This is a genomic window from Thalassotalea litorea (assembly GCF_043642205.1).
Taxonomy (GTDB): domain Bacteria; phylum Pseudomonadota; class Gammaproteobacteria; order Enterobacterales; family Alteromonadaceae; genus Thalassotalea_A; species Thalassotalea_A litorea.
The window spans coordinates 193,005-217,120 of sequence record NZ_JBHZSG010000001.1 but is presented as its reverse complement, the minus strand read 5'-3'; the positions used below and the strand labels follow the sequence as shown (position 1 = coordinate 217,120).

General features: G+C 44.6%; 23 protein-coding genes. 5 read left to right on the top strand and 18 right to left on the bottom strand.

Annotated elements, in window-relative coordinates; genetic code table 11:
• Positions 1-1,170: a cystathionine gamma-synthase gene (metB, locus tag ACHUFQ_RS00870; RefSeq protein WP_394172075.1), complete on the bottom strand. Its 1,170-nt coding sequence runs from the start codon at positions 1,168-1,170 to the stop codon at positions 1-3.
• 175 nt (positions 1,171-1,345) lie between these two features.
• Between metB and metJ the strand changes: the two genes are divergently transcribed.
• Complete coding sequence (gene metJ, locus ACHUFQ_RS00865) at positions 1,346-1,639, top strand: met regulon transcriptional regulator MetJ (RefSeq protein ID WP_394172073.1); 294 nt, start codon at positions 1,346-1,348, stop codon at positions 1,637-1,639.
• Between the two features lie 51 nt (positions 1,640-1,690).
• Here metJ and ACHUFQ_RS00860 read toward each other — a convergent pair whose 3' ends face one another.
• The 13 genes from ACHUFQ_RS00860 to ACHUFQ_RS00800 all read right to left on the bottom strand — a co-directional run bounded on the left by ACHUFQ_RS00860 (position 1,691) and on the right by ACHUFQ_RS00800 (position 16,623).
• Complete coding sequence (locus ACHUFQ_RS00860; RefSeq protein WP_394172071.1) at positions 1,691-2,938, bottom strand: malic enzyme-like NAD(P)-binding protein; 1,248 nt, start codon at positions 2,936-2,938, stop codon at positions 1,691-1,693.
• Positions 2,939-4,124: 1,186 nt separating this feature from the next.
• Positions 4,125-4,442, bottom strand: coding sequence for a hypothetical protein (locus tag ACHUFQ_RS00855; protein ID WP_394172069.1), 318 nt, complete (start codon positions 4,440-4,442; stop codon positions 4,125-4,127).
• Positions 4,443-4,678: 236 nt separating this feature from the next.
• Entirely contained in the window at positions 4,679-5,974 is a 1,296-nt protein-coding gene (locus ACHUFQ_RS00850) for an adenylosuccinate synthase (RefSeq protein ID WP_394172067.1), read from the bottom strand.
• A gap of 132 nt (positions 5,975-6,106) precedes the next feature.
• Positions 6,107-6,295 carry a DUF2065 domain-containing protein gene (locus ACHUFQ_RS00845; protein WP_394172065.1) on the bottom strand — a complete coding sequence of 63 codons (189 nt, stop codon included), beginning with the start codon at positions 6,293-6,295 and terminating at the stop codon, positions 6,107-6,109.
• 71 nt (positions 6,296-6,366) lie between these two features.
• On the bottom strand, positions 6,367-7,245 hold the full coding sequence (gene hflC, locus ACHUFQ_RS00840) for a protease modulator HflC (protein WP_394172063.1): 879 nt from the start codon (positions 7,243-7,245) through the stop codon (positions 6,367-6,369).
• Positions 7,246-7,247: 2 nt separating this feature from the next.
• Positions 7,248-8,396, bottom strand: coding sequence for an FtsH protease activity modulator HflK (gene hflK, locus ACHUFQ_RS00835; RefSeq protein WP_394172061.1), 1,149 nt, complete (start codon positions 8,394-8,396; stop codon positions 7,248-7,250).
• Between the two features lie 232 nt (positions 8,397-8,628).
• Positions 8,629-9,915, bottom strand: a complete 1,287-nt coding sequence (hflX, locus tag ACHUFQ_RS00830; RefSeq protein ID WP_394172059.1) for a ribosome rescue GTPase HflX — start codon at positions 9,913-9,915, stop codon at positions 8,629-8,631.
• A 31-nt stretch (positions 9,916-9,946) separates the two neighbouring features.
• Positions 9,947-10,192, bottom strand: a complete 246-nt coding sequence (hfq, locus tag ACHUFQ_RS00825; RefSeq protein WP_394172058.1) for an RNA chaperone Hfq — start codon at positions 10,190-10,192, stop codon at positions 9,947-9,949.
• 224 nt (positions 10,193-10,416) lie between these two features.
• Positions 10,417-11,352: a tRNA (adenosine(37)-N6)-dimethylallyltransferase MiaA gene (miaA, locus tag ACHUFQ_RS00820; protein ID WP_394172056.1), complete on the bottom strand. Its 936-nt coding sequence runs from the start codon at positions 11,350-11,352 to the stop codon at positions 10,417-10,419.
• Positions 11,353-13,329, bottom strand: coding sequence for a DNA mismatch repair endonuclease MutL (mutL, locus tag ACHUFQ_RS00815; RefSeq protein ID WP_394172054.1), 1,977 nt, complete (start codon positions 13,327-13,329; stop codon positions 11,353-11,355). It abuts the gene before it with no gap.
• 6 nt (positions 13,330-13,335) lie between these two features.
• Positions 13,336-14,643, bottom strand: a complete 1,308-nt coding sequence (locus ACHUFQ_RS00810) for an N-acetylmuramoyl-L-alanine amidase (protein ID WP_394172052.1) — start codon at positions 14,641-14,643, stop codon at positions 13,336-13,338.
• 16 nt (positions 14,644-14,659) lie between these two features.
• Entirely contained in the window at positions 14,660-15,130 is a 471-nt protein-coding gene (tsaE, locus tag ACHUFQ_RS00805; protein ID WP_394172050.1) for a tRNA (adenosine(37)-N6)-threonylcarbamoyltransferase complex ATPase subunit type 1 TsaE, read from the bottom strand.
• The gene (locus ACHUFQ_RS00800; protein ID WP_394172048.1) at positions 15,130-16,623 is read right to left on the bottom strand and encodes an NAD(P)H-hydrate dehydratase; all 1,494 of its coding nucleotides are present in this window, start codon (positions 16,621-16,623) and stop codon (positions 15,130-15,132) included. Before ACHUFQ_RS00800 ends, tsaE begins: the two co-directional genes overlap by 1 nt.
• Between ACHUFQ_RS00800 and queG the strand changes: the two genes are divergently transcribed.
• Together queG and ACHUFQ_RS00790 are read left to right on the top strand one after the other, a co-directional pair.
• Complete coding sequence (gene queG / locus ACHUFQ_RS00795) at positions 16,595-17,776, top strand: tRNA epoxyqueuosine(34) reductase QueG (protein ID WP_394172046.1); 1,182 nt, start codon at positions 16,595-16,597, stop codon at positions 17,774-17,776. The genes ACHUFQ_RS00800 and queG overlap by 29 nt on opposite strands.
• A 214-nt stretch (positions 17,777-17,990) precedes the next feature.
• The gene (locus ACHUFQ_RS00790; protein ID WP_394172044.1) at positions 17,991-18,152 is read left to right on the top strand and encodes a hypothetical protein; all 162 of its coding nucleotides are present in this window, start codon (positions 17,991-17,993) and stop codon (positions 18,150-18,152) included.
• Positions 18,153-18,294: 142 nt separating this feature from the next.
• On the opposite strand, the gene ACHUFQ_RS00785 is transcribed toward ACHUFQ_RS00790, so the two are convergent.
• The 4 genes from ACHUFQ_RS00785 to orn form a co-directional block, all read right to left on the bottom strand.
• On the bottom strand, positions 18,295-18,951 hold the full coding sequence (locus ACHUFQ_RS00785; RefSeq protein ID WP_394172043.1) for a hypothetical protein: 657 nt from the start codon (positions 18,949-18,951) through the stop codon (positions 18,295-18,297).
• 71 nt (positions 18,952-19,022) lie between these two features.
• Complete coding sequence (locus tag ACHUFQ_RS00780; protein WP_394172041.1) at positions 19,023-19,310, bottom strand: hypothetical protein; 288 nt, start codon at positions 19,308-19,310, stop codon at positions 19,023-19,025.
• A gap of 224 nt (positions 19,311-19,534) precedes the next feature.
• Complete coding sequence (locus ACHUFQ_RS00775; RefSeq protein WP_394172039.1) at positions 19,535-21,247, bottom strand: hypothetical protein; 1,713 nt, start codon at positions 21,245-21,247, stop codon at positions 19,535-19,537.
• Positions 21,248-21,351: 104 nt separating this feature from the next.
• A complete protein-coding gene (gene orn / locus ACHUFQ_RS00770) occupies positions 21,352-21,900 on the bottom strand; it encodes an oligoribonuclease (RefSeq protein ID WP_394172037.1) in 549 nt (182 codons plus the stop codon).
• 204 nt (positions 21,901-22,104) lie between these two features.
• Between orn and rsgA the strand changes: the two genes are divergently transcribed.
• Together rsgA and asd are read left to right on the top strand one after the other, a co-directional pair.
• The gene (gene rsgA / locus ACHUFQ_RS00765; protein WP_394172035.1) at positions 22,105-23,136 is read left to right on the top strand and encodes a small ribosomal subunit biogenesis GTPase RsgA; all 1,032 of its coding nucleotides are present in this window, start codon (positions 22,105-22,107) and stop codon (positions 23,134-23,136) included.
• Between the two features lie 111 nt (positions 23,137-23,247).
• Entirely contained in the window at positions 23,248-24,108 is an 861-nt protein-coding gene (gene asd, locus ACHUFQ_RS00760) for an archaetidylserine decarboxylase (protein ID WP_394172189.1), read from the top strand.
• Positions 24,109-24,116: the final 8 nt, after the last annotated feature.

The window sequence follows — 24,116 nt, the reverse complement described above, 5'->3', positions numbered from 1 at the left end:
TTACGACTCCGAGATGTCCAGACACTTGTCCAGAGCAGTGGTTAAATCATTGAGTAAGTCGTCAGCATCTTCGATGCCAACCGACAAGCGTACCAACCCGGGTTTAATACCTGCGGTGAGTTGCGCGTCGAGATCCATGCCAGCGTGGGTCATGGTAGAAGGATGGGAAATTAAACTTTCTACCCCGCCTAGCGATTGTGCCAGGGTAAATAAGGTTAAATGTTCAAACAGACATTTAACGGCAGCCAGTCCACCTTTGAGTTCAATGCTCAGCATAGAACCAAAACCTGCTTGTTGTTTTGCCGCCAGTTCATGCCCGGCATGTGTTGCAAGACCAGGGTAATAGAGGCTCTCTACGGCGGGGTGCGCCGCAAGCACATCGATTAGGATTTGTGCATTTTTCTGATGTTGCTGTAAACGCACAGGCAACGTTTTTAAACCACGTAAGGTAAGGAAACTATCAAAAGGACTGCCCGTTATGCCAATGCAATTGGCCCACCATGCCAGCTCCTCACCCAAGGCTTTATCTTTGGTAACAACGGCGCCGGCGACAACATCGCTATGTCCATTGATGAATTTGGTCGTTGAATGGATAACAATATCCGCACCTAGCGTTAACGGCTTTTGAAGCAAGGGCGTCAAAAAGGTATTGTCCACTGCAACCAGTGACCCTGCCGCTTTGGCTAAGCCACAAATTTTTTCGATATCGACGATACGCAATAAAGGATTGCTCGGGGTTTCTATCAACGTCAGGCGCGGCTTTTTCGCCATTACGGCTTCAACTTGTGCAATGTCGGTTTGATCGACAACCGCAAGTTTAAACAAGCCTCGTTTTTCCAGATGCGTAAATAAACGGTAGCTACCACCATAACAATCATGGGGGATCACTAATAAATCATCGGTACTCAATAATTGACAAATAAGATGGATAGCCGCCATGCCGGTGCTGGTTACAATGCCAGTGCACCCCTCCTCTAGTTCGGCGATAGCCGTCCCTAGAGAGCTTCGCGTTGGATTGCCTGAACGGGAATAATCGTAATCGCCTTTTTGGTCATAACCGGCCAGGCGATAGGTACTGGAAAGATGGATTGGAGGTACCACCGCGCTGTGATGCTGGTCGGTATTTATGCCGGCGCGGACGGCGATTGTTGCTGCTTTGTCCTGACTCATGATGGTTCCAATTAGAAAGTAGATGTTTAGACGTCTATAAATCTATACGTATTATTTTAGTGGGTCAAGAACTTTTAGACGTCTATACATCTTTGCTTATAGACGTTATCGGTTGACTCAAAGGGGATAACGGGTACAATTTCACTAGCAATAATTATGGTCGTGAGGAACTAACATGGCGGAATGGAATGGCGAATACATTAACCCATACGCGGAACACGGTAAGAAAAGTGAGCAGGTAAAAAAGATTACGGTGTCTATCCCGCTTCGGGTACTCAAGGTATTAACCGATGAGCGAACCCGTCGTCAGGTTAATAACCTACGTCACGCCACGAACAGTGAGCTCCTTTGTGAAGCATTTTTACATGCGTTCACCGGTCAGCCGCTGCCAAATGATGAAGAGCTGTCAAAAGAAAGTGAAAGGGCAATCTCTGAAGCCATTGAAAGCGCTAAAAAAGAGCAGGACTAACTCATGTCCTCAATGAAAAAGGCCCTATCCAGGGCCTTTTTTGTCAATGGCTTAACCTTGATAAATCGCATTATTTGGAATGGGTGCTTGCGCCACGCCTGAATCGATTGCCGCTTGGGCAACCGCACGTGCAACTTCGGTAAGTAATCTCGGGTCCATGGGTTTAGGAATGATATAGTGTTTGCCAAAAACCAAATCCACTTCCCCACTTGCCGTTAATACGTCATCTGAAACAGGTTGTTTGGCAATAGCCCGGATCGCATGAACCGCTGCCACTTTCATGGCGTTGTTAATTTCTTTGGCACGAACATCGAGAGCTCCCCTGAATATAAACGGAAAACACAATACGTTGTTCACCTGATTCGGGTAATCTGAACGCCCTGTAGCAATAATCACATCGTCGCGTGCCTGCAATGCAATTTCCGGTGTAATTTCAGGATCAGGGTTTGAACATGCAAATACCACGGGATTTTTCGCCATTAATTTCAAATCGTCGGCCGATAACAGATTGGGACCGGATACTCCGACAAACACATCGGCTTCAAATAGCACATCCTGCAAGGTCCGTTTATCGGTGTTATTCGCAAACAATCGCTTGTACTCATTTAAATCATCGCGGCAGGTGTGAATAACCCCTTTGCGATCCAGCATATAAATGTTTTCCCGTTGCGCACCACAGGTGATCAATAACTGCATACAGGCAATGGCGGCGGCCCCCGCTCCTAAACAAACGATTTTTGCATGATTTATATCTTTGCCCTGAATTTCCAGCGCATTAAGCATTCCCGCTGCCGTAACAATCGCGGTACCGTGTTGATCATCATGAAATATGGGTACTTGGCAACGCTCAATCAATGCTTTTTCGATCTCGAAACATTCCGGTGCTTTAATATCTTCAAGGTTTATGCCACCAAAGCTATCAGCAATATTAGCGACGGTTTCAATAAACGCTTTCGGATCTTCGTTATTAATCTGTATATCAAAGCTATCAATATTGGCAAAGCGCTTAAATAAAAGTGACTTTCCTTCCATCACAGGTTTTGAGGCCATTGCCCCTAAATTACCTAAACCTAAAATCGCAGTACCGTTAGATATCACGGCAACCGTATTGCCTTTATTGGTATATTGAAACACGGCATCCGCATTATTTGCTATCTCACGCACCGGTTCGGCTACACCTGGGCTATAGGCAAGCGCCAGGTCATGACTGGTCTCAGAGGGCTTAGTAACCGTCATGGAAATTTTTCCAGGTTGCGGATTCGCATGGTAATCGAGAGCTTGTTGGCGAAGATCGGACATAAATGAAAGCCTTATTGTAATTTTTCAGATGCACTCACACAGTCTCTCTATATTACGCGTTAGACCAACAGAATGTTAAGAGAGAATTGGTATAAATTAGAACGGTCGAACCTCCTACCAGATTTACCTGGGGCGAATTGTTTACGGACGCAGGGAGTTGAAGCTCCCTTAGAACGTATTGTAAACGATACTCCGGGAACGTGACGGAAAACGTCGCTTCGGGTACGCTGATGTCATCAGCTTGGAGCACACGCTGGTTCGTGTGAGGTAAGCTTCGCTGGTGGAAGGTGGGAGGTGGAAGAAACAGCAAAAACTATTGCGTCATGCCGTGACACTACACGGCATCTAAGGCTAGAGCCGAACGTCTCTGATGTGCCAACAACGGGAATTGAAATTCCCTCAAGGTGGAGAAAGAAACACGTTTCTTTGGGTGGAGATTACGATAAATCGTAATGGAGGGATAATGCGTAAAACGCATTGGGTGGATAACGTTTCATTTTATGAAACGTTGGTAAAAGCCACAAAAACTGCGTCATGCCGTGACACTACACGGCATCTAGGGCGAGAGCCGAACGTCTCTGATGTGCGATTCAGAGTCATACGCTATCCTGTTGATATACTCCGTCATCCCCTGCTCCGACAGGGGACCTCCCTTCGTTTTACTGAGACTTGTTTACTTAGTTCTTGAGCTAAGAAGTTGAAATAATTAGGATCACAGGATGCGATAGGAGGTCCCGCATCAAGTGCGGGATGACGGTCGACCTTATAAAAATTGCGGGAGGTTCAATGACTCAAACTCGATCTATTCGGACCGTGGATTAGAGATAATTTTTACAGCGAGTGGACCAAGAGATACTCCAAATCCCATAAAAATCTGGCCTATTACACCACCAAACATTGGTCTTTCGACAACTCCAATTATTAAGAACAATTTGCATATAACTAGAGCAGCAAAAATAGTACATATGGACCGCAATAAAAATTGGAGGCATTTATGCTGACGCAGAATTCCCATTATAAATTTTCGAGATTTGCTCATTGGCTTCATTTTAATATCAAGTTCTTTTATGTGCTTTGCAGATTAGAAATTGAATGTCTCTAGTTCGCTCATTGAAGCCCTAGGCTGTACTTCCAAATTACCGGATAAAACCGACCGACTCAAACGTCCCACATACAGAAATTACAATCATAAAAACTCGTAAGCTTGTTCTTTGTATTTCAAAACGAACTCTTTAGCCTCTTCTAGAGACTTGGGATATTTTTCTCGATAATGAGCATACCCCTCTTTCCTATATATTTTTTGAAAAAAGAATCCGTGAGCCACAAGATATTCCACTTTTTTCCATTGTTTATCATCTGATTTTTTAGGTGGGCGAAACCGAATGTCCATCATTACAGTTTGTTTACTACAAGTGGGACATTTTCTGTAAAAAACCTTTTTCTCGAAAGGTCTTTTAAATGTGCATCTGCAACTAAAGCAGGTATAAGGTACTAAATTGCGCATGGCGGTTCCGTTGCTCATTTGGTAAGCGGTAACGACGGTATAGTAATCATAAGATAGATATCCTTCAACGTTTGTTCCTCACAGCTCTTCACGGCCGTAGGCCGCCTGATTAAATTACCCGATAAAGCTAACCAGTGCAATCGGGCGCTAAAGGCACACATTGTCGCTTAGTCAATCGGTCAAAAAAAAACCCGCTATCAAGCGGGCTTTCTTAAATCAGTATTATATCAATTCGATTACTCGAACGGATTAACCAGAATCATAGTTTCGTTACGATCTGGGCCAGTAGAGATAATATCTACCGGAACGCCGGTGACTTCTTCGATACGCTTGATATATGCAATCGCGTTCGCAGGAAGCTCTTCACGCTTAGTCGCGCCTGCCGTTTTTTCATCCCATCCAGGCATGGTTTCATATACCGGTGTGATGTTCTCGTAACCTTCAGCCGCCATTGGTGGAACCGTCAAGATTTCACCAGATGCAGTTTTGTAACCGGTACAGATCTTCAATTCTTTCAGGCCATCAAGAACGTCTAACTTAGTTAAACAAAAGCCACTGATAGAATTGACTTGTACAGCACGGTGCATTGCAACGGCATCAAACCAGCCACAACGACGTTCGCGACCTGTGGTTGCGCCAAATTCGTGTCCAACCGTACCTAAATGGTTACCAATATCGTCGTTTAATTCTGTAGGGAATGGACCTGAACCGACACGAGTCGTGTAAGCCTTAGTGATCCCTAAAACGTAATCCAAATAACGAGGACCGAAACCACAACCGGTAGCTACACCACCGACTGTCGTGTTAGAAGACGTTACATAAGGATAGGTACCGTGATCGATATCAAGCAACGTGCCTTGTGCACCTTCAAACATGATGGACTCGCCATTGATGCGTGCCTGATCCAGTAGTTCACTAATATCTGCCGTCATCGCCTTGATAATATCGGCTACCGCCATCGCATCAGCAAGGACTTTATCAAAGTCCAGTGGCTCTGCTTTGTAGTAATTAGTTAACACGAAATTATGATATTCCATGATTTCTTTTAACTTGCCTGCAAAGCTCTCTGCATCGAATAAATCGCCTACCCGTAAACCACGGCGTGCAACTTTATCCTCATAAGCAGGACCGATACCACGACCTGTGGTACCAATAGCTTTATTACCACGCGCTGCTTCGCGCGCCATATCTAAAGAAATATGGTAAGGCATAATTAATGGGCAAGCATCGCTGATAAGTAAACGCTCACGCACAGGAACACCGCGATCTTCGAGCATTTTGATTTCTTTCATCAAGGCTTCCGGGCTCAAGACTACCCCGTTACCGATGAGACATTTTACGTTGTCACGCAACACGCCTGATGGGATCAAATGCAGGACGGTCTTCTCACCGTCAATTACTAATGTATGACCAGCATTGTGTCCACCTTGATAACGAACGACATATTTTGCCTTCTCCGTTAACAGGTCAACGACCTTACCTTTACCTTCGTCACCCCATTGGGTGCCTAACACAACGACGTTTTTGCCCATATCTATTGCAGTTTTTGAAAGAAAATTAGGCGGGGATTCTACCAAAATATAGAGGTAAAGATCACCCGTTTTATCGACTTTTTTACAGTTCTGGGGTTAATTCTAATCTAACTTGGCATAATTGCAGGGAAATTACGTAAAAAGTAAAAAGAAACCCAAACCAGAGATAATCAATACTAAGCCAATTTGGCGGATGACCTTGGCGTCTTCACTGGCCAGTTTTTGCATCAGCGATTGCCAACGTTTAGGAAAAAGGAATGGTCCTAACCCTTCAAGAATTAACATCAAGGCCAAAGCGGTAAGAAATGTGGATAACGTCATATTCAAGTATTCGCGAAGAAAAACGCTGCAAAGGATACAAAAAAGCCCACAGTCATGTGGGCTTTTGCAAATTATTTATCGGATTGGTTCAGATACTTAAAGAAGTCGGAGTCTGGCTTGACCACCAGAATATCGGACTTACTGTTAAAGCTATTTTCATAAGCTTGTAACGAACGGAAGAAGGTAAAGAACTCCGGATCTTTCTGATAAGAATCCGCGTACACCTTAGCCGCTAACGCATCACCTTCACCGCGCAGTGTAAACGCCTGCTTTTTGGCGTCGGCTAACATAACCGTTACTTTAGCATCAACGGTCGCACGAATAACCTCAGCTTTCTCTCTACCTTGTGAGCGATGTTCTGCTGCTACCGCCTGACGGTCGGCCCGCATACGGTCAAAAATTGAATTTTGTACTTCTTTAGGCAAATTAATACGCTTAACTCGAACATCGACAACTTCGATACCTAAGTCTTTGCGTGCACTCTGCGCACTTAATTTTGCCTTTTCCATCAGAGAGTCACGGTCACCGGAGACAATTTGACGAATCGTACGAGTACCAAACTCAGTCCGCAGGCCGTTGTTCACTTTCTGTTTCAACAGATCCTGAGCATTTTCCAATGAGCCACCGTTGGTACGAACATAATAGGTGGAGAAATCGGCAACACGCCATTTCACATAGGTATCAACCAATAAATCTTTTTTCTCAGCGGTAACAAAACGATCCGGTGCCGCATCCAAAGTTTGAATACGTGCATCAACTTTGCGTACGCGTTCAATTAATGGGATCTTAAAATGAATACCTGGCGGATAAATTTTCATCTCTCCAGCATCCGTTCGTTTAATTTTAGAGAATTGGAACACAATACCGCGCTCCGTCTCGTTAATCACGAATACCGAAGAAATCGTGAGTAAGCCTAAGGCTATGATGATTATCACTAAAAAGTTTTTCATGATTAGTTATTCCCCCGACTAAAGCGGTCACTTCGACCCGGTGGGTTGTTCGGGGTCGAATTTGTCGATTGTACGGGTGTTTGTTTGGTGGTTGGCAAGCCCTGGCTGTAAGGCAAAGTCAACTGAGGCTGTTGTTGCATAATTTTATCCAATGGTAAATACATCATGTTGTTACCACCTTCGACATCAACCATAACCTTAGAGGTTTTACTATATACCTGTTCCATCGTTGCCAGATACAAACGATCACGAGTTACTTTAGGCGCAGCTTGGTATTCTGGTAACAGTTTGTCAAATTTGGCCACTTCACCTTGCGAAGCCAATACAATTTGCTGTTTATAAGCCAGTGCATCCTGTTCCATACGTTTGGCTCGACCACGAGCTTCTGGTTCAACCGATAGCGCATACTTCTCCGCTTCCAGTACAAAACGTTCTTCATCTTCTCGAGCAGCAATTGCATCATCAAACGCATCTTTTACCTGCTCAGGTGGACGCGCATCTTTAAAGTTAACGTCGGAAATCAAAATCCCCATATTGTATGGTTCAATGATTTTTTCCAGCTCTTCCCAGACCGCCTGACGCACTTGTTCACGACCACTCGTTAGTACTTCATCCATTTTGGAGTGACCAATAACATAGCGAATAGCACTATCGAACGCATGAGCAAGACTTTCATTAGCATTGGTGACGTTGAACAGGTAGTTGCGCGCATCAATGATTCGATATTGAACCTGCATTTCGACCAACACAACATTTTCGTCTTCGGTAAGCATATCACCACGCGAAGGAAGATTATTGGTTGTCTGCACATTGACCGAAATCACACGCCTGATGAATGTCGGCAACCAATGGATACCAGGATCCACTTCGCCTTGATATTCGCCAAACTGCAACATCACGCCACGGTCAGATTCTTTGATGGTATAGAAACCGCTAATACCCCAAACCACAAGCGCCAGAATCAAAACAATGGAAAAACCAAAACCGCTAAAGCTATTTTTGCCATTGCGATTCGGTTTATTTCCGAATATTCCACCGAATTTATTACCTAGATCTTTAAGTAATTCGTCTAGATCTGGGGGTCCCTGATCACGACCACCTTTATTTTTCCAGGGATCCTTATCATTATTCCCCGGTTCGTTCCAAGCCATTTCGCTCTCCGTTAGATTGCAATTCTTATTAAGGGCAATTGTATATTATAAATATACTATCAGTAGGTTATACCAATTACACTAAGTTTGTGCACTACTCAGAGTTAGGGCAGAGGTTCATTTACAACATAGATTTCACTGTTATAGTCATTTCTATATTAATGCAATCTAAGGCCGTAAACAGGCCTCTGATAAACTCCCTACGGGTGAGTTTTATTTAATGTAATTGATATTAATGTTGGATAAAGTTCTGTAATTGAGAATTATCCTGTTTTAATAACTTTTTCCATTCGCGCAAAGGAAGTTTAACGTCCAATAGACAATTTCCCTGCTCATCAAACTGCTCATCTGATATACAGTTTAGTTGGTATAATGCTCCCCGCAATTTTCCTGCACTCGGTGGGATTTTCAGCCGATATTGCACAATGTCTTGTCCAAGGCGCTCAGTAAGTGCCTGAAATAAAAGCTCTATACCTATATTAGCACGAGCAGAGAGCCAAACCCGTATGGGGTTGCCATGTTCATCCCGATCAATTTTTGGCGAGACATCATCCAGATTATCTATTTTATTACAAATCAACAATTGATCGATGTCATCAGCTTCAATTTCTGCGAGCACCGATTCGACCTGAGCGATGTTATCAGAGCGCCGGTCATCGGAAATATCAACAACATGCAGTTGTAACTGAGCTTCGCGGGTCTCCGTTAATGTCGCTTTAAATGCAGCAACCAAGTCGTGTGGCAGGTGGCGAATAAAGCCAACCGTATCGGCAAGGATCACTTTACCCACTTCTTTTAAACTTATCTGCCTAAGTGTAGGGTCCAACGTCGCGAATAGCTGATCGGCAGCATACACCTCGGCATCTGTAATTTGATTGAATAAGGTGGATTTTCCAGCATTGGTATAGCCAACCAAAGAAACCGTTGGTATTTCGGCACGTTCCCGCAATCGTCTGCCCTGATGTCTTTGCTTTTCCACTTTTTCCAGGCGCTTTTGAATATTGTGCATACGTTCGCGCAGTAACCGACGATCAGTTTCCAATTGCGTTTCGCCGGGGCCGCGCAAACCAATACCACCTTTTTGTCTCTCAAGGTGAGTCCAACCGCGAATTAATCGACTGGATATATGACGTAATTGCGCCAGCTCTACCTGAAGTTTACCTTCATGGGTGCGAGCGCGCTGGGCAAAAATATCGAGAATTAGGGTTGTGCGATCGATTACCCGACACTGGCAAAGTGCTTCTAAGTGTTTTTCCTGGGAAGGTGACAAGGCATGATTAAATAGGATAACGTCAGCTTGAAACGCCTTAACGGCTTCGGCAACCTCTTCGGCTTTACCACTACCGACAAAATATTTTGGGTGCGGAGTATCGCGTCGTCCAGTGACAACGGTCAGAGCATTGACACCGGCGGAAGACACCAGCATTTCAAATTCTTGTAAATCTTCGCGTGCGTTTTCTTGCGGAAAATCGATGTGAACAAGTACTGCTTGCTCACCTGCTTGATGTCGATCAAACAAATGAGCAACCCCAATTCAATCTCATCAAATGTTATTCCATCGGTTGGTTATATTCAGTTGGAGTACTGGTATTCACCGCCCGGGAAGGGACTACCGTAGAAATCGCGTGTTTGTATACCATCTGACTTACGGTGTTTTTAAGTAAAATCACAAATTGATCAAACGATTCGACCTGACCTTGTAATTTAATCCCATTGACAAGATAAATCGCCACAGGAATGCGGTCACGTCTCAATGCGTTCAAAAACGGGTCTTGTAAAGATTGCCCTTTTGCCATTTTTAAGGCCCCTTATTTTTTATTCTTTCTAATAATTTTGTTTCAAATTTAGCTAGTTACACAACGAGCCATTTAATTATACACACAGATCATAAACTTGGTTGTTTTTTCTCTAAAAATTTTTAGCACTCGAACAATATCCAGACAAAAGCCGTATATATTTGCCGCTAAGCCTTAAAACAACCGAATATGAGTGATATACCTTAAGCAACAATAGGTAATCGTTACGTCAAGGCGCGTAATATTGTTTGCAAATTCTTTTCATCATCGGTTTTCAGCCAGGTTAAATCCGGCCAACTTCGTAACCAGGTCAACTGCCGTTTTGCCAATTGCCGAGTAGCACAAACTCCACGGAACACCATCTCGTCGTAATCATAGTCACCGTCAAGATATTCCCACATCTGGCGATAACCAACACATCGAATAGACGGTAAGTCAGGATGCAGATCCTGTCGCTTTTTCAGGACTTTCACTTCATCTTCAAAGCCCTGTGCCAGCATTTGCTGATACCTGAGTTCAATACGTTGATGCAAGGTCGATCGCTCTGGTGTGCTAATCGCAAATTGCAGTACCGGTCCCTCGACGGTCTCACCTTTGTGTTCTGTTAGCTGGGTGAGCGATTTTCCAGAGATACGATACACTTCCAAAGCTCGAGTCAATCGCTGTGGATCGTTCGGGTGAATCCGCTCAGCCGAAATAGGATCGACGTTTGCCAGTTCCTGATGGATATATTCCCAGCCGTGTTTGTTTGCCTGAGCTTCAATGTCCTTGCGAATAGATGCATCTGCCTCAGGTAATGGCGATAGCCCCTGTAACAAGCTCTTAAAGTACATCATAGTTCCACCTACCAGGACCGGGTAACGTTGCCGCTCTCGAGCTGAAAAGATGGCGGCTTTTGCATCACGACAAAAATCCGCGGCAGAATAACTCTGCTTAGGATCGATTAAGTCGATTAATTGATGTGGGTAGTCCTGCAGCTCTTTTGCCGTGGGTTTGGCCGTACCAATATCCATTCCTTTGTATACCAGAGCAGAATCAACGCTAATCAAATCGCAAGGAAGTTGATCAGCAAGTTGCATCGCCAGACTTGTTTTTCCTGAGGCGGTTGGCCCCATAATACAAATCACAGGTAATAAGGACGGTTGTTTAAGGTCGGTCATTCACTCAGCTAGCTTCAATTGATGTAAGTACGAAGTAAGGTCTAGTTCTATACAATTCAAGTCAAACAGGGCAAAAAAGTCCAATTCCGCACAATCACACAACACATCAAGCATCGACTGCAACGCACTGGATGATGTAACGGGATCGCTCAACAGTCTGGCGAAGCAGTCTGACCAATCAAAATCCCCAGCGGTTTGCTGTTGAAGGATGTTTAGGACCTTTTCAAAGCTGGACTGGATATCCTGCTCTCTAAGTAAAGCTGGATACTGACGAATGATGCATTTGCCCGGTGATGTAATTTCAAGCACAAACCCATGATCGATAAAGTCTTGCATGTATTGTTTGATAAAGTCGAGAACATCACGGTCAAAATTGATGGCAACGGGCAGCAATAAAGGCTGGGAAACAATCTCATCCGATAATATGCGTGCCAGTTTAAGCTTCTGAAACTGATAAATCAGTGGCAAGGTATTTAACAAGTACAAGGCGTCCTGATGCAATATCACGGCAGTCTCTTGTTGCGCCAGTTTGATCACCCGATAATCACGATTTACTAATGAGTCGGTACGAACTCCAGGTTCAGATATTATCGTGTCATGGCCTGCCCCTAATTCACGGTGCTCGTTACTAAAATCCGGTTTATTGCCTCTAGCAAACGGTTGGTTTAGCGCTTTGTCACCGGCCCATTCTGCACCTTTGTCTGTCCCGTCAGGAATCGCTGTCGATAGCAACCTGTCATAGTTTGTCAGTGCCTGCTTACTCGGTTTTTCAGAAAAATAGCCCATTGCCGATGACCGAGCCGAAAAATCCGGTGACGACGATGCGCTATACGTTGCTCTACCGGAGGGGGATTGTGATCCATGGGGCGGCGAATCTGCGGAGCGCAGTGGTTGCACATAATCGCCATGCTCTTCAATATGCCCAGCATCACAAACGGACTCAGCTGTGTCAGTTTCGCTGTTGAGTAAGCTCTGTTGCAAACTCTGTTGTAAGCTCTGAGAAATGGCACTGACTATAAAGTCATGGACAAAGCGGGCGTGATGAAAACGCACTTCATGCTTAGCGGGATGGACATTAACATCGACCTGATCGAAATCAAGATTTAAAAACAACACAAAAGCCGGATATGCATCGTGTGCCAGACGCTGTGAATAGGCCTGACGAATTGCGTGATTGATCAATTTATCTCGCATCATCCGGCCATTGACATAGCTGTAACACAGATCATTTTGACTACGGGTGAACCCCGGATCCGCAATCCAACCAAACAGATGCAGCCCCTGGTGCTCAAAATCAACAGCAATGGCACTGTCAACAAATGCCTGTGAACAAATGCTCGCTAACCGCTTCTCGACCTGCTTATCAGTTTTCGAAGCTCGATACTGACGGATGGTTTTTCCGTTATGATTAAGGGTAAAACTAATATCGAGTTTTGATAATGCAATGCGACGAATTACTTCGTCAATGTGAGAAAACTCAGTTTTGTGAGTACGCAGAAACTTACGCCGGGCGGGTGTATTAAAGAATAAGTCTTCAACGTCAATCGTGGTGCCGTCAGGATGCGCAGCTGGCTGGATATCGACGTCCATTTCACGGCCGGTCGCCATTGCTTGCCAGGCTGTATCTTGATCGGCGGGCTTTGATGTCAGGGTTAATCTCGAGACCGAGCTGATACTGGCCAGAGCCTCACCGCGAAATCCTAGACTTGCGATCGATTCTAAATCATCAAGATCTTTAATTTTACTAGTGGCATGGCGAGACAACGCCAGAGCTAACTGATCGTGATGGATACCTTTACCATTATCACTAATGCGAATACGTTTATGGCCGCCCTGCTCAATGTCGATAACTATTTTATTGGCGCCGGCATCAATGCTGTTTTCCACCAGCTCTTTTACCACTGATGCTGGTCGTTCAACTACTTCGCCAGCCGCAATCTGGTTAGCCAGACGCGGTGGTAATATCGCTATGGTCATGGCAGCTTAATTCATTTGCGGTATGGTCAATGTCTGACCAATGCGAACCACATCAGACTTTAAATTATTGGCAAGTTTTAATTGTCTTACCGACACTTTATAGCGCTGCGCGACGACGGATAGAGATTCACCCGCACGTATTTTATGTTTGGTAGGACGCTGGCTTGCCAGTAGTGAACCTTCCGGTGGAAATTGATGGAAATAACGCTTCATTCCCGAGAAGATTGCTTTGGCTAATTTACTCTGGTGCGTCGGCGAGGTTAAGTTTTTAAAATCATAGGGGTTGGAGATAAACCCGGTTTCCACTAGCATCGATGGAATGTCCGACGCCCGCAATACCGCCAGACTGGCATTTTGTGGCTGCGTCTTGTGCATCCGGGTAACCTTACGCATTTCAGAAATCACATTCCGAGCCATAACGTCGGAGATTTCCAGCGACTTATCCTTGGTCAGATCCGCTAGGAATACCGCCAGATTTTCATCATTGGTTTTTTTAATCAACTCCCCGCCGCCGCCAAGCAAGGCAGAATTTTTCTCTCGATTGACGAGCCAACGCGACAATTCCGAGTCAGCTCTACGGTCATTAACAATCCATACGGACGCACCACGGGGTTGATTGGTATGAAACGCATCCGCGTGGATCGATACCAGAAAATCCACCTGTTTTTGACGGGCAATTTCGGTCCGTCGATTGACATGAATATAGTAATCACCACTGCGGATCATTACCGCTTTCATACCCGGTTCTTTATCAATAATGGCTTTCAGCTTTTTGGCGATTTGCAGGGTAATTTTCTTTTCATAGGTGCCATCTTTCGAAATGGAACCTGGATCTTCACCACCATGGCCGGCATCAATCCCGACAATCACGTCACGGTTTGTCGCCTTAGGTTTATTGATCACCACTTCTTTGCGTTCTTGATCGAACAAGTCGACCACCAGGCGATTGCCATAAGGTCCTGCAGGTTTTAAGGGAAAAATTTTATCTTGGAAGCCGCCATTTAGTTCAATAACAATACGGGTGCTTTTTTTGTCTTTGGCGGAACTGGTACGGATTTTTTTTATACGGGTGTCGTTAGCTGCCAACTCAGCCAGGGAAACCTGGTTATTGGTACCTTTAAAATCAATTACCAGACGTTCAGGATTCTTTAAAAAGAAATAACTGTAATCTGGGGTATTACTGAGATCAAAAACCACCCGAGTATAATCTGGCGATGGCCAGACACGAACACCATCAATGGTGCTCTTTGCAAATACGGGGGCGATTAGCAGACCTAGTAACAAGGTTATTATTTTTATATGACCACGAAACATAATGTGACGAGTAACCCTAAACTAGTTTATTTATTATTTGTTCACCAGTAACGCTCTTAGCCACAAGTGTGACTCGACGTTGTTGTTCAACATACTCAAGATTAATAATAAGATCTTCTGCGGGTAAAATGCCAGCGCCTTTTTCCGGCCATTCAATAAAACTAAAACAAAACGGCTGAAAATAATCACGAATACCCATGTATTCGAGCTCTTCCGGATCCGCGAGGCGATACAAATCAAAATGGAAAACTCGATAGGGATCAAGTTCATATGGCTCTACTAAAGTATACGTTGGACTTTTAACATTGCCATTATGTCCCATTCCCTGAACAAATCCCCGAGTTAATGTCGTTTTACCTGCCCCCAAATTGCCATTCAAAAATACCACCATAGATTCGATGGGAATTGAGGTTACAAGACTGGCCAATCGTTTACCAAAATCCACGGTGGCCTGTTCATCTTCAAGGTTAAATTGCAGTCTTTTCATTATCCGGGTCTGTTTACAAGTTGACGAAGAATGGGCAAAAGGTCACTGGCTAGCATACCTTTGATGCCATTTTCACTGGCAATATCGGCAGCCTGGCCGTGAATAAAGACGCTCGCGCAGCAAGCATCACATTCAGAGGCAGATTGTAAGCGTAAAGCCGCCAGTATGCCAGTTAACAAATCTCCCATACCGCCACTGGCCATTCCCGGATTGCCGGAGGTATTGATCAAAACGTGGTTGCCGTCACTGATCAGTGTACCTGCCCCTTTAAGCACACATATACCGCCATACTGTAACGCTATGGATTTAGCCGCTTCAAATCTGTCCGACATGATTTTGTCTACGCTGGTATTTAACAATCGAGCCGCTTCTTTCGGGTGTGGTGTTAATATCCAGTTATCCCGACTTTGCGGATGGGCTGCCAACAGGCCTAGACCGTCGCCGTCGACGATTATCGGCTTCTCAGTTGATAGCACTTTAACGAACAATTCCTGTGCCCAGGCATCAAGGCCAAGACCTGGCCCCAGCACAATCGAATCACTGCTGGATAAATGTTCCTGTAGCTGCGTGTCGAAATCCGTGACTCTCATGATTTCCGGGCGGTTAGCCAGGACCATTGCTCCACAATCCGGATGACAGGCAACACTTACCAAACCGGCACCACATCGTAACGATGCTTCTGCAGCCAGCTTTATCGCACCCGGCGTCGATACATTGCCACCGACCAGAAGAACTCTGCCGCTATCACCTTTATGACTGGAGCCCGCCCGCGGCTTAAGTTGAGGTAAATTTAGCAAAGAGATAACGCCCACATTATCGCTACAGGATTTTTCGAAAGCCTCTTTGATCCCTAATCCTGAGATGAAAACCTCACCGCAGTGATCTACCGCCAAACCGGTTAATAAGCCTTGTTTCAAAGCCACAAAGGTTACCGTTGCATCGGCAACTACCGCACTTCCCATCGGCATCCCGGTATTGGCATGTAAGCCCGATGGAATATCCAGTGCCAGAATCGGTGCGGGTAACTGATTCATCAGTTCAATCACGTATCGATAGTTTTCTCTGACATTTCCGGTTATCCCCGTGCCCAACAATCCATCGATAATGACATCGATGCGACTGACATCTATATCGTTGAACTTATGGAACTGACCGCCATGCTGGATAAACTGCTGACAGGCTCTTTTTGCATCTGAGCGCAAATTATCCGGGTTGGCGACACTGTGCACATAGACATGAAAATTCGCTTCGATGGCCAGTCGCGCCAATATCAGGCCATCGCCGGCATTGTTGCCACTTCCACAGACCACCAAAATGGTTTTTGCGTGCGGGTATCTGTGTCGCAACAAATTAAACGCCGATTCACCAGCATATTGCATTAATTGCATCGATAACACGCCTAACTTTTCAGCTACTGCCAATTCATTATCACGAACCGTTTCAGCGCGATAGGCGTGTTGTGGTATGCTGGTATTAATATTTACTGGCAACATATTATTGTCCATGGATCAAAGGTCTGACGTTAACTATCTCGAACTGGCAGAAAAAATCAAGCTTTGGGGAACAGAGTTAGGTTTTGCGAAGGTCGGAATTTGCGAACCGGATCTGAGCGAGCACGAACCTGCCCTGCAACAATGGTTAGATAATAACTACCACGGCAATATGGATTATATGGCTCGACATGGCATGATGCGTGCCAGAGCTGACGAACTCCTGCCAGGGACACTGCGCGTGATCACTGCCCGCATGGATTACCTGCCAACCCATGCGAAATTCGCAAAAGTATTAAAACAAACCGATCATGCCTATGTCAGCCGCTATGCCTTAGGCCGCGATTATCATAAGCTGTTGCGCCAGCGCCTGAAGCAATTAGGCGAACGCATTAAGACCTATTGTCAGAATCTCAATTATCGACCCTTTGTCGATTCTGCACCGGTTTTGGAACGGCCATTAGCCGCTAAAGCTGGCCTTGGCTGGGTTGGCAAGCACAGCTTGTTATTAGATCAACAGGCTGGTTCGTGGTTTTTTCTTGGTGAATTACTGATTGATATTCCCCTGCCGGTCGATACTGCACTCGAACAAAAATGTGGTCATTGCGTGGCATGTATTAAAATATGCCCGACAGACGCCATTGTCGCTCCCTATGTGGTTGATGCAAGGCGTTGCATTTCTTATCTGACCATCGAGCTGCGCACCGCCATTCCAGAAGAGTTTCGTCCTTTAATGGGCAATCGCATCTATGGCTGTGATGACTGCCAGCTAATCTGCCCGTGGAATCGTTTTGCTAAAGTCAGTGAAGAAGCGGATTTTCAACCGAGAAAAAACCTCGATGAAATATCCTTGCTGGAATTGTTTTCCTGGTCCGAAGCCGCCTTTGATAAAAATCTTCAGGGCTCTCCAATACGCCGCATTGGATTTGAGTGCTGGCAGCGTAATCTCGCCATCGCACTTGGCAATGCCAAGCCCAGCCTAATCATTCAACAAGCGCTACAAGAAAAATACGCAACGTCCACCCCGATGGTACAAGAGCATATCGAATGGGCAATCCAGCAGCAACAAAGCCACGAGCAAGCCGTTGCAACAACATTACGTAACAAAGAACGCTTAATCCGCAGCATTGAGAAGGGATTACCCAGGGATGCGTAGCGCGAGGAATTGAACATTCTTCGAGTGAGAAGGTGGCAGGTTTCAGGATTCAGAAAAAGCAATTTTAAAAGCGTCATGCCGTGATACTACACGGCATCTAGGGCTAGAGCCGAACGGCTCTGATGTGCCAACAACGGGAGTTAAAATTCCCTCAAGGTGAAAAAGAAACACGTTTCTTTGGGTGAAGATTACGATAAATCGTAATGGCGGGATAATGCGCAAAACGCATTGGGTGGATAACGTTTCATTTTATGAAACGTTGGTAAAAGCCAAAAAACTCGCGTCATGCCGTGATACTACACGGCATCTAGGGCGAGAGCCGAACGGCTCTGATGTGCCCAGGCCCTGTGAAAACTATTTCGATGTGAAAAATTAAAGGATGCTACGTAAAGCTTTTCCCTTTATAGGGGGGAAATCGTCGCAGAATTAAATCTCAGACGCGAAATGGAGTAGTTTTTCTCGATTTTTAGGAGCTAATTTTAATATTCACACAGTCTGTGCCAATAGCAGACTGAGCGTTATACGCTTTCGATAAGAAGCTTTTTGTACATTACTGCATCATTGTATAAGGATTCATAGGCTGAAAGCTCATGCTCACCTTTGTTATAAATTAAGATGCAGTTTTTTCTGGCTTCAATAAAGACACCTTCTTTTTCTTCTAATATCTTCATTAGCTTTTGTGGAAAGCACTTTTCTACTTTTTCCTTATCTGAGGAATTTAAGGCGTATTTATTCGAGAAGACTTTGTAGTCATTAAAATCGATATCCTCAAAACCAATTGCTTGTTTAAACTTGTCAAAATAACTTTCAGGTTTGAGATCAAAGCTATATAGCAAATCATTTTTTAGCTTAATAAAGGCGACCCGTTGCGTAGCCAATTGAGATGTTCGACCACCATCTTTTTTTACGTGTTTAAAATCAAAAATATAAACATCATCCGAAGAGCCTGTTTTGATAAGTATATTTTCTAATAAGCCATCATCGTCAAGATCGAAAATACTAAATCCATGTCTATAAAGCTCTGAGGAAATAGAGGTTATCCTTTCCAAACCATAGGTCGATATGAATTTGTCAGCAGATATTTTGAACTTTGCTTTCCTTTTGGTGGCTAATTTTGAAGTGAATACACCTACAATTAGAATGACAACTAAAAAAACTAAATCAACTTCGCTCATTATTTTTTATACTACCATTCTTAGTCCGCTGTTCGCTCTTTGCTGCCCCTGGTTGCTATACGCATTTTGCACTACTCCGTGCTTTTTCTTTTTTTCGGTTTAGGGCGCCAGAGTATTGGTTTTTTCACTAATTTAGGCCTGCGCCATCTAAACAAAGAAACGATTAGCTCGGCTATCCATAAAATAAACCAAAGAACAACTTCAAAAAACAAGACTACGAGCAAGGCTCCTAAATCTATAAAAGTTAGTGTCTCACCAGCAGCTACAAAAAAGCCCGCTACGAATTCAACTAGTGCTGCAATTAACGCGAACACAGCTTCAGCTATTGCTGCAACTAATGAAAACAATCCTTCAAGCAAAGTACACAATCCTTGATATGTTCAACAGTTTATCCGTTTGTCACTAAGTTGAGTGACCGTTCCTCGCTCAACTTAGTGACAACGCTCAGCCAAATTATCGGATTCGATCACAGCACGCGACATGGGTTCTGCACTCAAAACTACGATTAATAGCAATCGATGCGAATGAGAAGCTCAGAGAGCATATCTCATTCGTTAAACCTGATAACCGTGAATACTCTGACTTAAGCGGTATACTCGCTAATTTCAGTCATCGCCTGCTCAATCGCTGGCAGCAGGCTTTGGGCATTCTCAAATTCTTTTTCGTGACAATATTGGCGCAAAATCTGACAGACTCGGATTAATCGTGGTGCAAATAGAATTTTGGCGGTTTGTAAAATCGCTTCATTGATTTTTGCCACCAAAAGCAGGTTGTTTGAGTCAAATGCGGATTGTAAACGCTGCAAATTGGCTTCATTGCGCTGCAAATAATCATCGAACATAGACGCAGCCATTTCTTTGGTCGCATGGTAATGATTGAATTTATCCATGTCCATCACCACCGTAGGATGGGCATCGCTGACCGGTAAGACACTGAGCATTGGGTCAACCGCCACGGTTTTCGAGGTTACCTGTGGTTCACTTTCAAGCGCTCTGGCATCATCCAAAGCTTGCTGTTCAATTAGTGCAAGCTCATTGGCTAATATTTCAGGTTTGGTTTCCATAGCGAGCACCGCAGAGACTCTCTCGTCATCCAATATGGACGAGTCGGTAGGCGTTTTGGGGTGTACTTTCTGATTGCCCATAGCAAAGCCTAGCTCTGCGCCTTGATAAAAACTGCGTTGAATCAATACCAGCATACGCCAGGCTATCAATGCGCTAAAGGCTAGCAAAATCACCATGACCAAAAAGCCAATGGGAAGCATCATTGACTCACTCAAGTTAATGTTTATCAGCGGGATATTGAGAGAAAATTCCGGTAGATCAAAAAACTGACTGGAAGAAACCAGGGTACTGGTTTGCTGCAAGAAACCTTGATAGCTGCTTAATCGATTGACCACCCGCTTAGTGACCTGTGCATCTTCCCGCCATTTCGCAAACAGCTGGCCGGAACCGATAAACTGATTTATTAACTCTTCAATGTCTGCGGATACCTTGATAAACGCTTTTTCCTTAGGCCCGTTATCCATATGCTGAGAAATTAACCGCGCCTGATGAGCAACATCAGCAGCGGTATCATTAAAGCTCTTGGTGGTCAGATTGGATGACAAAGAACTCATTTGAAGATTGATTAACAGCAATTGTTGATACAGATACTGATAATACTCGACAGATTCTACCGCCTCTATTTGCGCATTTATCAGTTGTGTATTAATCCGTTTGTTAGCTGATACGAACGCGGTCGATTGTTTATCCAGTGCTATCTGTTGCTGATTTTTTAAAGACCCGACCTGGGCAATAATGCCATTAAGGGTCTTCATGTTGGCCAGATATTGTCCATTCCTGGCCTGCCTGACCAGTAACAGCTCATCGACAAGTTCAGAAAATTGATGATAATCATCCACAAAATTTTGTGCCTGAATCTGAATATCACTGGCTTGATCCATGCGCACCTGATCGTTGAGCCACAATATATGCATATCCGTCAATTTGATAATCCCCATCCAGGCGTCGCGAAGATCGTCTAATGGACGGTTAAATTGTTGATGCTGAATCGCCAGTTGTTGCTGGCTTAAGTGGTATTCCAGTTTGGTAAGTTTGGTTAGCAACTGCGCATTATTTTTTATAAAGGGGATTTGCTGTTGTTGTAGGTAATCTGCTCGTTGTGCCAATTGTTGGTATAGCCAGCTTGACATGGCAACAAAGAACACTAAACAAGCCAGCAGCATGGCCAGGTAGATGCCTGCTTTTGAAAATAAACCGGAGGGCATAGTGACGGATTTGAGGGGCTGTGTCATAACATACGTCCATTTAATATTATTCTGATACAGCACAGAATAATTCTGCCGCTGTCACATTAGTCTATCGGTAAACAAGCTGAGGGTAAATGGCTAATTATTCATCAGATTTTAAATGCAAGTTGACGATAAACTTTAAGCTCTGCAATCGATTCCCGAATATCGTCCAGGGCCAGATGTGTCCCGGTTTTACTTACCTTCTGTAAAATATCAGGCTGCCAGCGACGCACCAGTTCTTTTATGGAACTGACATCGAGATTTCGGTAATGAAAGTAATTTTCAAAATCTGGCATGTAAGCGTTCAAAAATCGTCGATCCTGACCAATGCTATTACCGCACATCGGTGATTTTCCTTCAGGAACATATTGAGACAAGAAAGCATGGGTCTGCTCCCACGCTTGCTGCAAGGTTACCTTAGATTCCAGGCAACGCGTTGTCAGACCGCTCTTGCCATGTTGTTTGATACACCATGCATTCATGCTGTCCATGGTTTGTTGGCTATGGCCAATGGCAAACACCGGCCCTTCCGCTAAAATTTCCAGTTCGGAGTCGGTGACGATGGTAGCAATCTCCAGTATCTGATCCTGCTGCGGATCAAGCCCGGTCATTTCCAAATCCAGCCAGATTAAATTGTTTTCATCAATAAGACTCATTTTTACTCCTGTGCATCACATTGTGTCTCCATCCAGCATATCCGCATTATCCGTCAATTCCTAAATTCGTCTAAAGAAATTCGTACAAATATTGCACAGATGCAATATCCCATAGCTAGCGGTATAATACGCCAAATTTTTACCAATTAATATTTGTTCGGGCATCTGGCCCTGAACAATAGGCAATTTAGATGAATCAAAACCGTGGCTAAGCGCAAAAAGCTGACCAAAGGTCAGCATCGACGTATCAAGGCAAATCTGTCCAGCAAACTCAACAATGAGAAAACGCACTGGCAAGATGATGAGCTCTCAGAGCAACAAGCCGGTCTTGTTATCTCCCGATTCGGCCAACATGCCGATGTCGAAGACGAAGCAGGCAATATTTTTCGTTGTAATATTCGTCGAACCGTCAAGAGCATTGTTTGCGGTGACAGGGTTGTATGGCGTCTGGGTAAAGAAACCCAACACTCGATAAATGGCGTAATAGAAGCGGTCCATGAACGCACATCGGAACTGTCTCGACCCGATGTCTATGATGGCCTCAAGCCCATTGCCGCTAATATCGATCAGATTTTTATCGTCTCCTCTATTTTACCGGCTTTCAACGCCGACATCATTGATCGCTATCTGGTGGCAACCGAGTTAACGGGAATAGAGCCGGTGATCGTCTTAAACAAGATTGATTTAGTCACCGACGACCAAGAAAAAGCGCGAATTGATGCGCAGCTAACCCTGTACAAGTCGATTGGCTATCAGGTCATAGAAATCAGCAATAAGACCGGTGAAGGCATCGATGCCATTCGAGCGAGACTTGATAACCGGATCAGCATTTTTGTTGGTCAGTCCGGGGTCGGCAAATCGACGTTGGTTAATTCTCTGATGCCAGGATTGGAGCTACTTACCCAGCAAGTTTCCGATAACTCTGGTTTAGGCCAGCATACAACAACCGTGGCTCGTCTCTATCATATCGAAAACCGTGGTTCTTTGATTGATTCTCCGGGTATCCGGGAGTTTGGTTTATGGCACCTGACGCCAGAACAGGTCGATGCTGGATTTATTGAATTCCAGCCGTTTTTTGGTCACTGTAAGTTCAGAGACTGTAAACACCAAAACGATCCTGGCTGCGCTCTGGTAGCGGCCGTTGACGAAGGCCAGATCAATCCTGTACGATTCGCCAGTTATCAACGAATTTTAGCAAGCCTGGACGGTAATAAACTTACCTCTCGCTTTCAATAATACCTATTTGAATATCGATAACTGTTGGTGAAATAATATCTATACTTGCAGTAGTCGGTATCGTCGGCCTCAGGCCGAATGAACACTATTTAAAGGAAACCTTTCGTGTCATTGGATAATTTAAAAATTGCCCTGCAGTATGCCATGCCCAAACATGGATTGTCCCGTTTAACCGGTTATTTTGCTGCGGCTGAAGCGGGCGGTTTAACCCGATTTGCAATCAAGCAGTTTATCAAAGCCTATGGTATTGATATGAAAGAGGCGAAACTGGAGAATGCTGAAGATTATAAAACCTTTAACGATTTCTTCACCCGCGAGTTAAAAGGCGGCATGCGCCCTATCAACCCAGACGTTGCTGAAATCTGCTACCCGGTTGATGGTGCGATCAGTCAGCAAGGCGACATCGTAGACGACCAAATCATTCAGGCCAAGGGCTTTAATTATTCACTCCAGACATTACTGGGGGGCGAAGCAAGTACCGCTGAACCATTCCAACAAGGAAAATTCTCAACCATTTACCTGGCGCCAAAAGATTATCACCGTATTCATATGCCAATTACCGGTACTTTAAGAGAAATGATTTATATACCGGGGGAGCTGTTTTCGGTCAATCCACTAACGGCACAGAATGTTCCTAACCTGTTTGCCCGAAACGAGCGAGTGGTAGCCATCTTTGATACCGAAATTGGCCCGATGGCGATGGTTTTAGTTGGTGCGACAATCGTAGCCAGTATAGAAACCGTATGGGCAGGAACCGTTACCCCACCGGCAGGAAAAGACGTTGTTCGCTGGCAATACGCAAGCTCAGGTGACGATGCCATTGTCCTCGAAAAAGGACAGGAAATGGGGCGATTTAAGCTTGGCTCAACGGTCGTTTGCGTATTCGCTAAAGACACCATTGAATTTGCACCGGATGCTGGTCCACAAACGGTCACCAGACTTGGGCAACCTTACGCACACGTTATTAAATAATTGAGGTG

What these genes read in the sequence shown, in the direction of transcription:
- queG (WP_394172046.1), top strand. Translation starts at nt 16,595, where the DNA reads ATGCTGGTATTAATATTTACTGGCAACATATTATTGTCCATGGATCAA.
- ACHUFQ_RS00845 (WP_394172065.1), bottom strand. Translation starts at nt 6,295, where the DNA reads ATGACGTTATCCACATTTCTTACCGCTTTGGCCTTGATGTTAATTCTT.
- ACHUFQ_RS00785 (WP_394172043.1), bottom strand. Translation starts at nt 18,951, where the DNA reads ATGAGCGAAGTTGATTTAGTTTTTTTAGTTGTCATTCTAATTGTAGGT.
- metB (WP_394172075.1), bottom strand. Translation starts at nt 1,170, where the DNA reads ATGAGTCAGGACAAAGCAGCAACAATCGCCGTCCGCGCCGGCATAAAT.
- ACHUFQ_RS00800 (WP_394172048.1), bottom strand. Translation starts at nt 16,623, where the DNA reads ATGTTGCCAGTAAATATTAATACCAGCATACCACAACACGCCTATCGC.
- ACHUFQ_RS00855 (WP_394172069.1), bottom strand. Translation starts at nt 4,442, where the DNA reads ATGCGCAATTTAGTACCTTATACCTGCTTTAGTTGCAGATGCACATTT.
- mutL (WP_394172054.1), bottom strand. Translation starts at nt 13,329, where the DNA reads ATGACCATAGCGATATTACCACCGCGTCTGGCTAACCAGATTGCGGCT.
- ACHUFQ_RS00860 (WP_394172071.1), bottom strand. Translation starts at nt 2,938, where the DNA reads ATGTCCGATCTTCGCCAACAAGCTCTCGATTACCATGCGAATCCGCAA.
- hflK (WP_394172061.1), bottom strand. Translation starts at nt 8,396, where the DNA reads ATGGCTTGGAACGAACCGGGGAATAATGATAAGGATCCCTGGAAAAAT.
- orn (WP_394172037.1), bottom strand. Translation starts at nt 21,900, where the DNA reads ATGAGTCTTATTGATGAAAACAATTTAATCTGGCTGGATTTGGAAATG.
- miaA (WP_394172056.1), bottom strand. Translation starts at nt 11,352, where the DNA reads ATGACCGACCTTAAACAACCGTCCTTATTACCTGTGATTTGTATTATG.
- hfq (WP_394172058.1), bottom strand. Translation starts at nt 10,192, where the DNA reads ATGGCAAAAGGGCAATCTTTACAAGACCCGTTTTTGAACGCATTGAGA.
- tsaE (WP_394172050.1), bottom strand. Translation starts at nt 15,130, where the DNA reads ATGAAAAGACTGCAATTTAACCTTGAAGATGAACAGGCCACCGTGGAT.
- hflC (WP_394172063.1), bottom strand. Translation starts at nt 7,245, where the DNA reads ATGAAAAACTTTTTAGTGATAATCATCATAGCCTTAGGCTTACTCACG.
- ACHUFQ_RS00810 (WP_394172052.1), bottom strand. Translation starts at nt 14,643, where the DNA reads ATGTTTCGTGGTCATATAAAAATAATAACCTTGTTACTAGGTCTGCTA.
- ACHUFQ_RS00850 (WP_394172067.1), bottom strand. Translation starts at nt 5,974, where the DNA reads ATGGGCAAAAACGTCGTTGTGTTAGGCACCCAATGGGGTGACGAAGGT.
- ACHUFQ_RS00775 (WP_394172039.1), bottom strand. Translation starts at nt 21,247, where the DNA reads ATGACACAGCCCCTCAAATCCGTCACTATGCCCTCCGGTTTATTTTCA.
- ACHUFQ_RS00790 (WP_394172044.1), top strand. Translation starts at nt 17,991, where the DNA reads ATGCGCAAAACGCATTGGGTGGATAACGTTTCATTTTATGAAACGTTG.
- metJ (WP_394172073.1), top strand. Translation starts at nt 1,346, where the DNA reads ATGGCGGAATGGAATGGCGAATACATTAACCCATACGCGGAACACGGT.